The following is a 13,524-nucleotide window of genomic DNA, read 5'->3' on the forward strand; positions in this document are numbered from 1 at the left end:
GAAACAAACGTAGGAGCGAGCGCAGCTCGCGATTGCGCCGCGCGGGCGGCGCTCGATCTCACAGGCGCTGCATATCTGCTGGCAAACACTCAGTTCCCTGCCGCCAGCACCTGCGGGTTGGCCACGTTCTGCGGCGCCCCCCCGAAAAACGCCAGCACATTGTCAAAGGCATCACCGAAATACAGCTCGTAGCCGGTCTTTTCCACATACCCCAGGTGGGGCGTGGCCAGCACACGCGGGTGGCGCAGCAGGGGGTGGCCGGGGTCGAGCACCGGCTCCTGCTCGTACACATCCACCGCCGCGTAACCTGGCCGGCCTGTATCCAGTGCTTGCAGCAACGCCCCTGGCGCAATCAGTTCCGCGCGGCTCACGTTCACCAGCAGGGCGTCCTCCTTCATGCGTGTCAGGTCGTCCAACGTTACCCGGTGCCGGGTTTGCTCGGACAGGCGCAGGTTAATGCTGACAACATCCGCTTCGGCAAAAAACGCCTCGCGTGACGCCGCGGCCCGGTGGCCATCCGCCGCGGCGGCGGCCCGGCTGCTGTCGCTGCCCCACACCAGCACCGGCATGTCGAACGCCTGCGCATAGCGGGCCAGGCGTTGGCCGATCTTGCCGTAGCCCCAGATACCCAGCACCTGGCCAGCCAGGGCCTGCCCCAGGTTGACTTGCCAGTGGCCTTGGCGGAAGGCATCGATGGCCGGCACCAGTTCGCGGCGGGCATTGAGTATCAGCGCCCAGGCCAGCTCCGCTGGAGCGACTGGCGAGCTCCGGCCCTCGGTCACCACGATGCCACGGGCGGTACAGGCGGCCAGGTCGAGGTGGCTGGAGACCTTGCCGGTCTGGCTGATCAGCTTGAGGCTTGGCAGGCGATCGAGCAGGGCGGCGTCGATGCGGGTGCGTTCGCGGGTCAGTACGAGCGCGTCAGCGTCGGCAAAGCGTGCCGCCAATTGCTCGAGCGTCGCTGGCTGGGGGGCATGCAGTACGTGGACATCGTGCCCGTGCAGGCGACTGAAGCAGTCGAGGGTACGGATCACGTCCTGATAGTCGTCGGGGATGACAATGCGCATGGTGGTCGAGCCCTGGCAGTACTATGGGGGACCCACGATACCCCAACCTGACCTGCGTTCAAGTGCCTACAAAGGGGGGTGATAGCTGCTCCACCAGAAAATCCACGAACACCCGCACCCGCGCCGGCATCGACGGCCCGCCCACGAACACGGCATGGATTGGCTCGCGGTCGTCAGGGTTGTAGGCTTCCAGCAGCGGAAGCAGGCGTCCGCTGGCCAGGTCATCGGCCACCGTGAAGGTGCCGATGCGGGCCACGCCTGCACCCAGCCTGGCGAGCTGTGCCAGTGCTTCGCCGCTGCTGCATTCGATGTTGCCCCGCACCTTCAACGCAAAGACCTCGCCGTCGCGGCGGAACGGCCAGTCTGCTACGGCCCGGCGAAAGTTGAAGTGCAGGCAGTTGTGGCCGGCCAGGTCTTCAGGCACCAGCGGCGTACCGCAGCGCGCCAGGTACTCGGGCGAGGCCACGACCACCTGGCCGGTTTCGCCAATTGGGCGGGCGCTGAGCGAGCTGTCGGGCAGGTGGCCAAAGCGCAGCGCAACGTCGGCCTGGCCGGCGTGAATGTCGGCCACCTCGTCGCTGATGGTCAGGTCGACCAGTACCTGCGGGTAACGCGCGCTGAACGCCGCCAGCAGCGGCACCACGGTCAAGCGGGCATGCCCTTGCGCAGCGCTGATGCGCAAGCGCCCGCGCGGCACGCCCTGGTCGGCGATCGCATCCTCGACTTCCTGCAGGTCGGCCAGCACCCGCCGCGCGCCGCGCAGGTATGCCTCGCCCTCGGGGGTCAAGGTCAGGGCCCGGGTGGTGCGCAGCAGCAGGCGGGTGCCCAGGCGGTGCTCGGTGCGGGCGAGAATGCGGCTGACCGCCGAAGGGGTCAGGTTCAAGGCGCGGGCGGCGGCAGACAGGCTGCCCGCGTCCGCCACCTTGGCGAAAACCGCCATTTCACCGGATCTACCGCTGAAGTCCATTTGTGCCTCGTAAGCAAAGGTGATTGGCAAAAAGGCTGTCTAGTGCGCCAGGGAAGCAGATCGTAGCATTTGCCGCATAGCCAAGGAGTTTTTGCCATGCGTATCAATCCACCTCTGGTCGCACTTGCCATCGGTGCCTTCGGCATCGGTGTCACCGAGTTTGCCCCCATGGGCATGTTGCCCAGTATCGCCACTGACCTTGGCGTTTCCATACCTGCTGCCGGGCTGTTGGTCAGTGCCTATGCCCTCGGTGTGCTGATCGGCGCACCGCTGATGACCCTGGCCACGGTAAGGATCCCGCGGCGTTACCTGTTGATCGGCCTGATGGCGATCTTCACCCTGGGCAACCTGATGTCGGCACTGGCCAGTGACTACGCCAGTCTGCTGGTTGCCCGCGTGGTCACGTCACTGAACCACGGCGCGTTCTTTGGCATCGGCTCGATCGTCGCCGCCAGCGTGGTACCGCCCGAGAAGCGCGCCGGGGCGGTAGCAGCAATGTTCATGGGCCTTACACTGGCCACAATCGGCGGGGTGCCGCTGGCCACCTGGTTTGGTGAAATGCTGGGCTGGCGCACGGCGTTCTGGGGCATCGCCGGGCTTGGCCTGATCGCGATGACCACGCTGTGGTATGCACTGCCGAACGTGCCCTCGCCCAAAGGCGACGGGGCCATGGCCGAAATCCGCGTGCTTGTGCGGGGGCCGGTGCTGGCGGCGTTGTTGCTGACCGTGGTGGGCTCCAGCGCCATGTTCACGGTGTTCACTTACATTGCGCCGATCCTGCAGAACGAAGCTGGCGCGTCCACCACGTTCGTCACCGCCATGCTGGTGCTGTTCGGTGTCGGCCTGACCTTGGGCAACGTGTGGGGCGGCAAGGCGGCGGACCGCTCGGTCGAGCGCACCTTGATCCTGTCGTTGGCGGTGCTGATTGCCGTGCTGCTGGTGTTCCCGCTGGTACTGGACTGGCCACTGCCCACGGCACTGGCGATCCTGGTCTGGGGCGCGGCCAGCTTCGCCTTGGTGCCACCGCTGCAGATGCGCGTGATGGAAGCGGCCAAGGATGCCCCCAACCTGGCCTCGGCGGTGAACATCGGTGCATTCAACCTGGGGAATGCGATCGGCGCGGCGCTGGGCGGCGCGGTGATCAACGTGGGGTTGGGCTACGCGGCGATTGCCCTGGCAGGGGCGGCGATGGCGGCGCTGGGCCTGGTGCTGGTGCTGCTGTTTGCCTGGCGTGGCCGGGCGGCGGCCATGGCACAGTGCAATGTGCCAGGCTGACCGCGCCGGGGGGCTTTACGGGGTGCCGTTACGGCCATGCAGGTGGTAAGCCGGGCGCTCGCTCAGGCGCTCGTAGTAATCGCGCACAGCCGGTAGGTGCGGGTGCTCGAACGGCGTTTCGAACCAGCGGTTGACCGACAGGCCGATAGGAATATCGGCCAGGGTGAACTGGGCACCGGCCACGTAGGCGCCGGTAGCGGCCAGTTGCCGGTCGAGGATGTGCATGTAACGCGCCCAGTCCGCGCAACTCGCCGCCAGCGCCACAGGGTCCTGGTGGGCGGGCGAATGCCTGACCAGCGACATGAAGGCGTAGCTCCAGGCGCGGTTCAAGTCTGACGCCTGCCAATCTATCCACTGGTCGATCCTGGCCCGTGCCTGTGCTTCGCCGGGGTAGAACGCGGTGGCGCCATAGCGGTTGGCCAGGTAGCGGATGATGCTGTTGGACTCCCACAGGGTGAAGTCGCCATCCTGGATCACCGGAACCATGGCGTTGGGGTTCAGCGCCAGGAATTGCGCGGTGTCGGTGGCCTTGAAGCCCGTACCCCAGTCTTCGCGTTCGAAAGCAACCTCGAATTCGGCACAGGCCCACAGGACTTTTCGCACGTTGATGGAAGAAGCTCTGCCCAATATCCGTAGCATGATGTTCGTCCTGAATGGGGGTGGTTGATCGTCCGCCACTGCCCGGTCTCGGTCAAGGGGCAGGGTGCAAGGGGGTTCTGCACGGTAACTTTGTAGGGCATTTCCGAAAATGAGCCGTTCCAGGCCCAAGTCATTGTGGTGGCCCAGGCCGCCGCCTAGTCTCGGCACGCTCACCCCCCCGAGGAATGAACATGGAAAACGACACCCCCGAAGACAACAACACGCTCAATGTGGTGGCGGCGGCCAGCCGTTTCGGCCACCCCGATGCCGAACTGGTGCACATGCGGCCGCAGTTGCCGATACGAACCGCGCTAACGGAAGCCTCGGCGATCATGGGCTGCATTACTGAAATCACGCGCAAGGCCATCGACCGGCCAAGTGACCGCAAGGTGATGATCAAGGCCACGTTCTACCTGGCGGGCATGGCCAAGGCACTGGTCGATGGCCAGCTGCTGCAGATGCGCCAGGCGCGCGAGAAGGAGGGCATCGAGTAGACAGGGTTGCCTGGGGGCCATGAACTTGGCACCCTTGGGCGGTTTGAATCGTCTGCATCACCTCAAAAGGAGGTTCGCATTGAGTTGGGACAAGGTGGGGAAGCTCCTGGTCGCGGTGCTGGTTGGCCTGATGGTCCTGTCGGCCGCCTACGCGTTGTTCAGGGGCAACCCGCGGCTGGAAGCGTCACTGACGTATGCCTACCTCACCTATCCTGGCCAGTTCAGCGAGCGCATCAGCAAAGCCAGCGACCAGCTCAAGTATGAGCAGTTGCAGGGGCGTATCAACAGCATCAGCCAGGGGCAGTTGAGCCACGATCAGGTCGAGCGCCTGGTCGAACTGGCTCAGTTGCCGTACGCCCAGCTGTTCGCCAAACCGTTCGAGGCGGGGTTGGTGGACCACCGTACCGGCTTGCTCATCGAGCTGCACAACAGTGGCGATGCGCCGGTGCGCCAGGTCAAAGTGCGCCTGCCAGGCAAGGGCCTGGTGCAGGTGCGCGATGCTGCTGGCAACGACACACTGCTGGAGCAGGCTACCGCGCAAGTCGACATCCCTGTCATCGAGCCGGGTAGCCGGTGCAAGGTGTGGGTGTATTTCGACGCCGATTATTCCCAGATTCGCCAGGGCGGCGTCAGCATTACCCATGCCGACGGCGCAGCCAATGTGCAGGTGTATCACGAAGTGATCGGCTTCCCGGCAACCGTGGCCCGCTACAGCCGCGAGCTCATGGGGCTGCTGGTGGTACTGGCGCTGGGCGTGCTGGGCCTGGGTTACGCGCTGCTGGCGCGCCGCGCAGCGCAGCGTTAGGCGCTGCGCCGCAGCGCCCAGGCGCCTGCCTTACTGTTGAACCTCGCGGCTGGCCGTCTGCTGCTCGCCCGCGGCCTTGCCCCCAGGCAGTTGATCGAACGGGTGCAAGCCGTCTTTGCGGTAGGGGTCGCCGATCCAGCGCGGCGCGGCCAGGAACTGCGCGCTCACCAGGCTCTTGGCCGGCTCGAAGCCGTCGTAGCTCAAACCGGCAAGGTCCGACAGCGTATGGATCAGGTGCGAGCTGCTGTACGGGCGCTTGGCCATCGCCTGCAGGTCCCGCGGGTGCTGGGCCTGCCAGCTGGGTGAGGTCCACACCAGGAACGGAATGGTGTACATCGGCCGGGTCGGCGCGCTTTCGTTGCGCCCCAGGCGGTCGTGGTTGCCAGAACTGTATACGTCCTCACCATGGTCGGACAGGTAGACCAGGAAGCCATTCGGGCTGCCGGCAGAGTAGCGCTTGATCAGGCTCGACACCACGAAGTCGTTGTAGCGCACTGCGTTGTCGTAGAAATTGTAGGTTTGCACCTGGTCATCGGTCAGTGCACTCGGTGCGCCCTGCTTGTCGGTGAAGTGGGCATAGGCGTCCGGGTAGCGGTAGCGGTAGTCCATGTGGGTGCCCAGCAGGTGCACGATGATGAACTTGTTGGGGGCCGGGTCCTGCAGGGCCTTCTCGAACGGCGCGAGCACCACGTCATCGTACTGGCTGGCATTCTGGTTGCGCTGGTTGTTCAGGTACACCGGCACGTCCGTCTGCTGCGAGAAGGTGGTGAGCATGGTGTTGCGCTTGGTCATGGTTTGCTGGTTGGTGATCCAGAAGGTCTTGTAGCCTGCCTGTTTCATCAGGTTGATCAGCGAGGGGTCGGTGAGGAACCGGTCCGGGGCCTGCTCATCGCCGAAGGTCAGAATCTGCTGCATCACTTCGATGGTGTAGGGGCGGGGTGACACCACATCGCGGAATACGGTCAGCCCTTTGTCGTTGGCAGCCAGCGCGTCGAGGTTGGGGGTGGTGTCACGGTTGTAGCCATACAGGTGCATATGCTCGCGGGTGGTCGATTCACCCAGCACCAGAACCAGCGTGCGCGGTGCCGAACCGCTGTTGTCACGCAGGTTCTGTAGGGGCGGCAGGGCAGCATTCTGCGCCAGCAGCGCCTGCATGTTGTCCAGTTGCTGGCGGTACTGGCGGTAGCCGACCAGCAATTGCCAAGGCACTGCAGGTTCCATGCGCTGCTGTACCTTTTCCAGCGCATCGGCAAAATTGCGCTCCTGGGTGACCATTTGCTTGTAGAACGGCAGCACCAGGTTGGCTGCCAGCAACAGCACCACCACTGGTAGGCGGCTGCGCAGCGGCAGGTAGACCGGGCGCACGCGGCGCCACAGCAATACTGCCCCCACGGTGTACAGCAGCAACGCCAGGCCCAGCCAGGCACTGAAGTACTGGCTGAAGTACTCACCGGCCTCGGCGGTGTTGGACTCGAACATCACGAAGATGACGCTCTGCGAGAATTCCTGGCGATAAATGCCGAAATAGCTCAGGCCAACCAGCGAAGCAGCCCACAGCAGCAGGCCGATGAGCGCCGCAGTGGCGCGGGTAAGGCGGGGCAGCAGCAGCACTGGGGCCAGCCACAGGCTACTGAGGAAAAACGCATCACGGAAACCCGAGAAACCGGTAGTGCCACTGAACAGCAGCAATGCCTGGGTGACGCCAGAGAAATACCAGAAGAACAGCAAGAGCCAGCCCAGGCCGGCCCAGTCCACGCGGGAAGGGGAAGTGGTGTGTGACACGTGTGCCTCGTCGTACCTTGGTAGCCCGCAACTGTGTGCGTGGCCGGAAAGGGCGTGACGCTAATCTGTGGACTGTGAAAATAACGTCAAGGCGAGCAGCCATCGGGCCTTGGTCGTAGCCCGCTGCGCAGCAGCCGTGCGCAGCGGGTTGCTTGCACGGGTATGATGGCGGCAGCTAAACCGTACTCAAAGGCCGTGTGGACCATGAACCGTCGTAAGAAGATCAAGCAGCTGTTGCAGGCGCACCAGAAGAAAGCCAGCGCCAAACTCGCGCCGCGCAAGCCCAGGTACATCTGCAAGGCTGACCGTTTGAAGCTGGAAACAGAAGGGGTGGAGGCGGCCCCACCCCAGGCTGACTGAAGCGCCAGCAGCCGGTGTGTCGGCTTCAGCGGCGGTAGTGCCGGTGTTCGTCATAGTGGCGTTGGTGCATCGCCCGCTCATGGCGGCGCTCCCAATCCCGGCGGCGTTCCCAGTCGCGTCGCCGCTCCCAGTCGCGCCGGGCCTGCTCGCGGCGCCACTGCTCGCGGCGCCAGTCCCCCCTGTGGTCGTGCCAGCGGTGGTCATCATGGGCCAGCAGGGGCGCCGGCTGAACAGCGGCGGCATTGGCCACGCTCGACCAAGGGTTGCTGGCCGCAGGCAACGCTGGCTGAACGGCCGGGGCCGCCACTTCGGCCGGTTTCAGTGGCAGGGCCGAAGCCGTGCCCGCTGCTGCAAGCGAGAACAGACCGAACAGCATCCACCTAGCGACTTGTATTTTCATGAGCGAAGCCCACCTCTGATCACAATTGAGCTATCAGGCCAGCGGTGAGGCAAGCTGCTTCGCCTGCCGTGACCGTTCTGTGCCACCCTCATAGACCAGCAACCAGGAAAAAGTTCGCTGCAGCAATAACTTGTACAATTATGCGGCAAGCAACCCGCGCGGCCCAAACCGGATCAGCGTTCGGCAAACACTGCGCGCAGGTGGCTGCGGTAATGCTCGAACGCAGCGATTGCGCCGTTTATCGCCTCGGCCTCTTGCTGTTCATCCAGCGCCAGGGCGTCCACACGGGCCACAAACTCACGCCAATGCAGCGCACGGCCATCAGGGTGCGGGGCCAGGTGGCTGGCGCCCTGGTCTTCACCCAGGCCCAGGCGTTGAGTGTACTTGAACAGAAACGCAGCCCCCAGGTTCGACCCCTCGCTGCAATACAGCCAGCCCAACGCCTGCGCCGGGCTGGCGCACACCGAAGGTGGTGGCGGTGGCGCGGGCAGGCCCAGGTCCAGGAGGTCGGCCTGCACCGCGGCAAACCGTGACAAAGCCGATAGCCCCGGTAGTTGCCGGTTGAGCTGCGGGTCCTGATACAACGCCAGCAAGCTGCCATGAAAACCATGCTGCACCTGCAGGAACCGGCCGTAGCGCTCGCGGCTCTCAAACGGCCGTGCCGCCATGACCAGCTGATCGACGCTGTCATGGTCGCGGCTGCTGGCCGCTTTCAAGCGTTGGCAGCGGCCTGGCTGCGAAACAGAGGGGGGTGCTGCGGTCATCGGCATATCCGTGGCATGAACGTAATGCGCCCATCATGCTTGCCACCTCGGCCAGCAGCAAGCGTTGCGCGGTGTCAGGCGCCTGCCCGGCTGGAGCCCTTGCGCGAGCCGGCTGAGCCGTCGCGGGCGAACAGCCCATGGACCACTGCGCGCAACCAGCGGTTACCCCCGTCCTGGTGGTAGCGGGCGTGCCAGTGCTGCTTGACCGTGAAACCCTCGACCGCGAACGGGCAGTCGTGCACCTGCAAATCATGCATGTCGGCCAACGTCTGGCCGATATGGCGGGGCAGGGTGGCGATCAGGTCGGTGCTCCCGAGGATCATGCCCAGGCCCAGGAACGCGGGTAGCTCAAGCACGATGCGGCGCTCGATGCCGGCCCGCGCCAGTGCCGTTTCCAGCAGCTTCTGGCCGGTGCCGGCGCTGATCTGCACATGGCCTTCGGCGTGGTAGCAGGCCATGCTCAGGCCGCCGGCCAGGCGCGGGTGCCCGCGCGCGCTCAGGCACACCCAGTCCTGGTCGAACAGCACTTGCTGGTACATGCCGCCGCCCAGCCACGGTACGAAGCCGATCGCCAGGTCAGCTTCACCCGATTCCAGCGCGCTTTCGCTGTTGCCATCGATGCGTACCGCCTCCAGGCGAATGCCGGGCGCGTGGCTGCGCACGTGGTTGAGGATGCTGGGCAGCAAGGTGATGTGGCTGGCGTCGCTCACACACAGGCGAAAGCGCCGTTGTGCCGTAGCGGGTTGGAACTGCGGTTCCCAGGCCGCGAGCCGGCGCAGTGATTCGAGGACTTCGCGGCACGGCCCGATCAACTGGTCGGCGCGCGGGGTAGGCGCCATGCCCCCAGGGGTGCGCACGAACAGCGGGTCGTTCAGTTGTTCGCGCAGGCGGCCCAGCCAGATGCTGATGGTCGGCTGGCTCTGCCCCAGCTGTTCAGCGGCGCGGGTAACGCTACGGCAGTGGTAGAGCACATCGAACAGTTGCAGCAGCTTGGGTTCGGGCAGTACCGGGGCAGTGGTCATTATTGCGAATCTCAATGGGGCTATTTGCTGCATTGTATAGCGCTAATAAGCGTGGCTGCATAAGGTGATCGCAAACCACGGAGGTCAGCGATTTGAAAATCTGCATTCTGGGCGCCGGCGCCCTGGGCTGCGCCATCGGCGCGGCATTGAGCGAAGCCGGGCATGAAACCTGGCTGCTCAACCGAGGCCGTGCGCATGTCGAGGCCATCAACCAGCACGGCCTGCAGGTGCAGGATGAGCGCGGCCAGCGCCAAGTCCGCGTGCATGCGGCGACGTGCGCCGATGAGGTGGGGGTGGCCGACCTGGTGGTGGTCCTGGTGAAGTCGTTCCACACCGCCGAGGCGATCGCCGGGGCCACGGCGCTTCTGGGCCCGCAAACGCTGCTGCTGTCACTGCAGAACGGCTTGGGGCACGAGGATATCCTGGCGCAGGCGGCCGGGCGCGAGCGGATACTGGCTGGCAAGACCTATGTCGGCGGCGTGCTGCTGGCGCCGGGGGCGATCCGCGCCGGGGTGGCCGGCAAGCAGACCTACATCGGTGAACTGGACGGCCAGCGCAGCGCCCGCGTGCAGGCTATCGCCGAGGTATTCAACGGTGCCGGCCTGGCCACCACGGTCAGCGACAACATCCTCGGCACCATGTGGGACAAGCTGCTGGTCAACGTCGCCACCGGTGCGCTCAGCGCCATCACCAGGCTCAGCTATGGCCAGCTGTACAGCGAGCCGCTGCTGGCGAGCACCGCCAAGGCGGCCGTTGCCGAAGCGATCGCGGTGGCCGAGCGCGCCGGTATCCGCCTGAGCCTGACCAGCCCCGAGGCAGCCTGGCAGTTGGCCGCCGAAGGCCTGCCGGCGAGCTTTCGCACCTCGATGCTGCAGAGCCTGGAAAAAGGCTCGATCACTGAAATTGACTTCATCAACGGTTCCGTCGTGCGCTGGGGCCAGCGCCACGGCGTAGCCACCCCCGTCAACGCCACCCTGGTGGCGTGTATCAAAGGCATCGAACGCGCGATGGCCGACCAGCAGAACAAGGACAACCCATGAGCCAGCCGAAAGCCTACCTCGAGCACGTCGCCTTCTGGGTGCGTGACATCAACTGGCATATCCGCTTTTTCAGCGAGGTGTGCGGCATGACCCTGCGCGAGTCGCAGGGTGACCCCGAGCAGCCGACCCAGTACTGGACCCTCGGCGGCCTGCAGTTCATCCACCAGCCCGACTTTGCAGGGCCTGAAGGGCGCATGGCGCACCTGGGGATCATGTGCGAAGACCTGGAGGCGGTGCTGGCGGCAGCACAGCGTTTCGGCGTCAGTGCAATGCCGCAGGGCCGCAACTGGCTGCGCTTGCCCGACGGCCTGGCGGTGGAGTTCATCCAGGCATTGCCCAAGGCGACGGTGGCCCAGGCGCTGGCTATCAACCCACGTGCGCAGGTGCAGCCATGAGCGTGACTGAAAAGTACTGGGACGACGCCCGCGAGGGCGATGAATGCATCAGCCCGAGCTACACCGTCACCCGCGAACGCATCCTGGCCTATGCCGACCTGACCGGTGACCATACCCCGGTGCATGTCGATGAGGCGTATGCCAATGCCAGCCACTTTGGCTGCCTGGTTGCCCACGGCCTGTTCGGCCTGTCGATCGCCGATGGCTTGAAGACCCAATGCGATTACCGCTTCGTGCCGGGTATGTCACTGGGCTGGACCTGGGATTTCGTGTTGCCGATCAAGGTCGACGATGTGCTGCATGTGCGCATGCGCGTTGGCGCGATGCGCCTGAGTAAAAGCCGCCCGGGTTGGGGCATCGTGGTCCTGCCGTCGGAGCTGATCAACCAGCACGGCCAAGTCGTGCAACGCGGCGAGCACCGGCTGATGGTGCCGTGCAAGGGGGCAGCATGAGCCAGGCATTGCCATTGGCGGGTATCCGCGTCATCGACTACAGCCATTTTCTTGCCGGGCCTTATGTCGGGCGTTGCCTGGCGGCGCTGGGCGCCGAGGTGATCAAGGTTGAACGGCCAGGCAGCGGCGACGCCGGTCGCCAGCACGCGTTCACCCTGGATGACCAGCAAAGCGGTTACTTCCTGCAACTGAACATGGGCAAGCAGGGCGTCAGCGTCAACATGAAGGACCCACGGGGCAAGGCCTTCATGCAGCGCCTGACCGATTCGGCCGACGTGTTCATCGAAAACTACCGGCCGGGCGCGCTGGACAAGCTGGGGTTGGGCTATGCCGAGCTGGCGGCGCGCAACCCGCGGTTGGTGTACTGCTCGATTTCGGCCTATGGCCACACGGGGCCGGATGCACACCGCGCCGGCTTCGGGCTGATTGCCGAGGCCAAGAGCGGGATCATGCAGATGGTTGGCGTACCGGGCGAAGCACCGCCGCTGCTGCGCATTTCGCTGGGCGACATGTACACCGGCATCCACGCCGTGGCAGCCATCAATGCCGCCTTGCTGGGGCGCGTCAGCAGTGGCCGTGGCCAGCACATCGACATGGCCTTATACGACACGCTGGTGTCGATGCATGAGTACGCGGTGCAGTGCTTCACCCTGTCCAACGGCACCGTACTGCCCGAGCAGACCGGCCATGACATGCCCACCTCGACGTTGTATGGGGTGTTCCGTGCCGCCGACGGCGACCTGGTAATCGCTGCCCAGGTCGATGACGCCTGGCGGCGCTTTGCCGGCATGCTTGAAGCCAATGGTGGCCCGGCAGGTTTTGCCAGCGACAGCCGCTACCACAGCGTGAATGGCCGCAATGCCCACCGCGAAGCAATTCTGGCGGTGGTGCGCGATTGGGTGGGCGCGCGGCCAGTGGCGGCTATCCTGGCCTTGCTCGATGCCATCGACGTGCCCAGCGCCAAGGTACAGCGCATCGACGAGGTGCTGGCCGACCCGCAGATTCAGGCGCGCAACATGGTCGTCGAACAGCATCACCCGCGCTATGGCACACTGCGCCTGCCCAACCTGCCGTTCCGTTTTTCCGACTGCGACACCACCATCCACCAGGTGGCACCGGACCTGGGCCAGCACAACGCCGAAGTCGCCGCCGGGCTTGGCTTCAGCGCCGAAGAAATCACCGCCATGCAGGCAGACGGGGTGCTGTTCACCCATGGAGAGGCACGATGAGCGACCGCTATGCAGTGATCGGCCGACCGATCAACCACACCAAGTCTCCGCTGATCCACGGGCTGTTCGCCCAAGCCTGTGGCCAGCAGCTAGAATATGGCGCAATCGAGGGGTCTCTGGAGGGCTTCGAGGCCCAGGTGCTGGCGTTCCGCGGTGAGGGTGGGCTGGGCATGAACATCACGGCACCGTTCAAGCTGCGCGCCTTCGAACTGGCCGAGCGCTGCAGCGAACGAGCGCAACTGGCCCGCGCAGCCAACGCCCTGAAGTTCGAGAACGGCGGCATCGTGGCAGAGAACTTCGATGGTATTGGCCTGCTGCTCGATATCGAGGTCAACCTCGGGGAGCCGCTGCATGCGCGTCGTGTGCTGGTACTGGGGGCGGGTGGCGCGGTGCGTGGGGCGCTCCTGCCGTTCCTGCAGGCCGGCCCTGCCGAGCTGGTGATCGCCAACCGCGACATGGCCAAGGCAGTGGCGCTGCGCAATGAGCTGAATCACCCGCGGCTGCGTATCAGCCGGTACGAAGAACTGCCGGGGCAGGCTTTCGATATCGTGGTCAACGCCACCTCTGCCAGCCTGGTCAGTGAGTTGCCACCGCTGCCTGCCGAGGCCTTGGCCAATACCCGGCTGGCGTACGAACTGGCTTATGGCAAAGGCCTCACGCCATTCCTGCGCCTGGCCCGTGAACAAGGTGTGGCGCGCCTGGCCGATGGTGTGGGCATGCTGGTCGAGCAGGCGGCAGAGGCGTTTGCCTGGTGGCGCGGGGTGCGCCCCGAAACCGGTGCCGTGATCGATCGCCTGACCATCCCGCTGGAGTAGGCCTATGGTTGCCAACGT

Annotated in this window: 16 protein-coding genes; 9 read left to right on the forward strand and 7 right to left on the reverse strand. The window is 65.1% G+C overall.

What is annotated here, in order from left to right; all coding sequences use genetic code 11:
* Positions 1-89: 89 nt before the first annotated feature.
* The gene (locus tag EGJ22_RS19265; protein ID WP_029886085.1) at positions 90-1,067 is read right to left on the reverse strand and encodes a D-2-hydroxyacid dehydrogenase family protein; all 978 of its coding nucleotides are present in this window, start codon (positions 1,065-1,067) and stop codon (positions 90-92) included.
* A gap of 58 nt (positions 1,068-1,125) precedes the next feature.
* On the reverse strand, positions 1,126-2,034 hold the full coding sequence (locus EGJ22_RS19270; protein WP_029886084.1) for a LysR family transcriptional regulator: 909 nt from the start codon (positions 2,032-2,034) through the stop codon (positions 1,126-1,128).
* Between the two features lie 96 nt (positions 2,035-2,130).
* Here EGJ22_RS19270 and EGJ22_RS19275 point away from each other — a divergent pair, with 96 nt between their 5' ends.
* Entirely contained in the window at positions 2,131-3,309 is a 1,179-nt protein-coding gene (locus tag EGJ22_RS19275) for an MFS transporter (protein ID WP_029886083.1), read from the forward strand.
* A 15-nt stretch (positions 3,310-3,324) separates the two neighbouring features.
* Here EGJ22_RS19275 and EGJ22_RS19280 read toward each other — a convergent pair whose 3' ends face one another.
* Positions 3,325-3,948 (reverse strand): glutathione S-transferase family protein, encoded by a 624-nt coding sequence (locus tag EGJ22_RS19280; protein WP_029886082.1) that lies wholly within the window; start codon positions 3,946-3,948, stop codon positions 3,325-3,327.
* Between the two features lie 191 nt (positions 3,949-4,139).
* On the opposite strand from EGJ22_RS19280, the gene EGJ22_RS19285 reads away from it, so the two are divergent.
* Together EGJ22_RS19285 and EGJ22_RS19290 are read left to right on the forward strand one after the other, a co-directional pair.
* On the forward strand, positions 4,140-4,442 hold the full coding sequence (locus EGJ22_RS19285; protein ID WP_009685125.1) for a DUF3077 domain-containing protein: 303 nt from the start codon (positions 4,140-4,142) through the stop codon (positions 4,440-4,442).
* A gap of 79 nt (positions 4,443-4,521) precedes the next feature.
* The gene (locus EGJ22_RS19290; RefSeq protein WP_029886081.1) at positions 4,522-5,247 is read left to right on the forward strand and encodes a hypothetical protein; all 726 of its coding nucleotides are present in this window, start codon (positions 4,522-4,524) and stop codon (positions 5,245-5,247) included.
* Positions 5,248-5,277: 30 nt separating this feature from the next.
* Here the strand turns inward: EGJ22_RS19290 and EGJ22_RS19295 are convergent, their stop codons facing one another.
* On the reverse strand, positions 5,278-7,029 hold the full coding sequence (locus EGJ22_RS19295) for a phosphoethanolamine transferase CptA (RefSeq protein ID WP_080709213.1): 1,752 nt from the start codon (positions 7,027-7,029) through the stop codon (positions 5,278-5,280).
* A 204-nt stretch (positions 7,030-7,233) separates the two neighbouring features.
* On the opposite strand from EGJ22_RS19295, the gene EGJ22_RS19300 reads away from it, so the two are divergent.
* On the forward strand, positions 7,234-7,389 hold the full coding sequence (locus EGJ22_RS19300; protein ID WP_009685121.1) for a DUF2986 domain-containing protein: 156 nt from the start codon (positions 7,234-7,236) through the stop codon (positions 7,387-7,389).
* 25 nt (positions 7,390-7,414) lie between these two features.
* Here EGJ22_RS19300 and EGJ22_RS19305 read toward each other — a convergent pair whose 3' ends face one another.
* The 3 genes from EGJ22_RS19305 to EGJ22_RS19315 all read right to left on the reverse strand — a co-directional run bounded on the left by EGJ22_RS19305 (position 7,415) and on the right by EGJ22_RS19315 (position 9,575).
* A complete protein-coding gene (locus EGJ22_RS19305) occupies positions 7,415-7,789 on the reverse strand; it encodes a hypothetical protein (RefSeq protein WP_029886079.1) in 375 nt (124 codons plus the stop codon).
* A 173-nt stretch (positions 7,790-7,962) separates the two neighbouring features.
* Positions 7,963-8,553 (reverse strand): biliverdin-producing heme oxygenase, encoded by a 591-nt coding sequence (locus EGJ22_RS19310; RefSeq protein ID WP_029886078.1) that lies wholly within the window; start codon positions 8,551-8,553, stop codon positions 7,963-7,965.
* Positions 8,554-8,627: 74 nt separating this feature from the next.
* Positions 8,628-9,575: a LysR family transcriptional regulator gene (locus EGJ22_RS19315; protein WP_033744556.1), complete on the reverse strand. Its 948-nt coding sequence runs from the start codon at positions 9,573-9,575 to the stop codon at positions 8,628-8,630.
* 92 nt (positions 9,576-9,667) lie between these two features.
* Here EGJ22_RS19315 and EGJ22_RS19320 point away from each other — a divergent pair, with 92 nt between their 5' ends.
* Genes EGJ22_RS19320 through aroE form a run of 5 tightly spaced genes read left to right on the forward strand, consistent with a single transcriptional unit; the run spans position 9,668 to position 13,506 of the window.
* Entirely contained in the window at positions 9,668-10,615 is a 948-nt protein-coding gene (locus EGJ22_RS19320; protein WP_029886076.1) for a ketopantoate reductase family protein, read from the forward strand.
* Entirely contained in the window at positions 10,612-11,010 is a 399-nt protein-coding gene (locus tag EGJ22_RS19325; protein ID WP_029886075.1) for a VOC family protein, read from the forward strand. The genes EGJ22_RS19320 and EGJ22_RS19325 overlap by 4 nt, the downstream gene beginning before the upstream one ends.
* Entirely contained in the window at positions 11,007-11,462 is a 456-nt protein-coding gene (locus EGJ22_RS19330) for a MaoC family dehydratase (protein ID WP_029886074.1), read from the forward strand. Before EGJ22_RS19325 ends, EGJ22_RS19330 begins: the two co-directional genes overlap by 4 nt.
* Complete coding sequence (locus tag EGJ22_RS19335) at positions 11,459-12,691, forward strand: CaiB/BaiF CoA-transferase family protein (RefSeq protein ID WP_029886073.1); 1,233 nt, start codon at positions 11,459-11,461, stop codon at positions 12,689-12,691. Before EGJ22_RS19330 ends, EGJ22_RS19335 begins: the two co-directional genes overlap by 4 nt.
* Complete coding sequence (gene aroE, locus EGJ22_RS19340; protein ID WP_125920351.1) at positions 12,688-13,506, forward strand: shikimate dehydrogenase; 819 nt, start codon at positions 12,688-12,690, stop codon at positions 13,504-13,506. Before EGJ22_RS19335 ends, aroE begins: the two co-directional genes overlap by 4 nt.
* The last annotated feature ends 18 nt before the right edge of the window (positions 13,507-13,524 follow it).

The organism is Pseudomonas sp. p99-361 (assembly GCF_003935475.1).
Lineage (GTDB): Bacteria > Pseudomonadota > Gammaproteobacteria > Pseudomonadales > Pseudomonadaceae > Aquipseudomonas > Aquipseudomonas juntendi.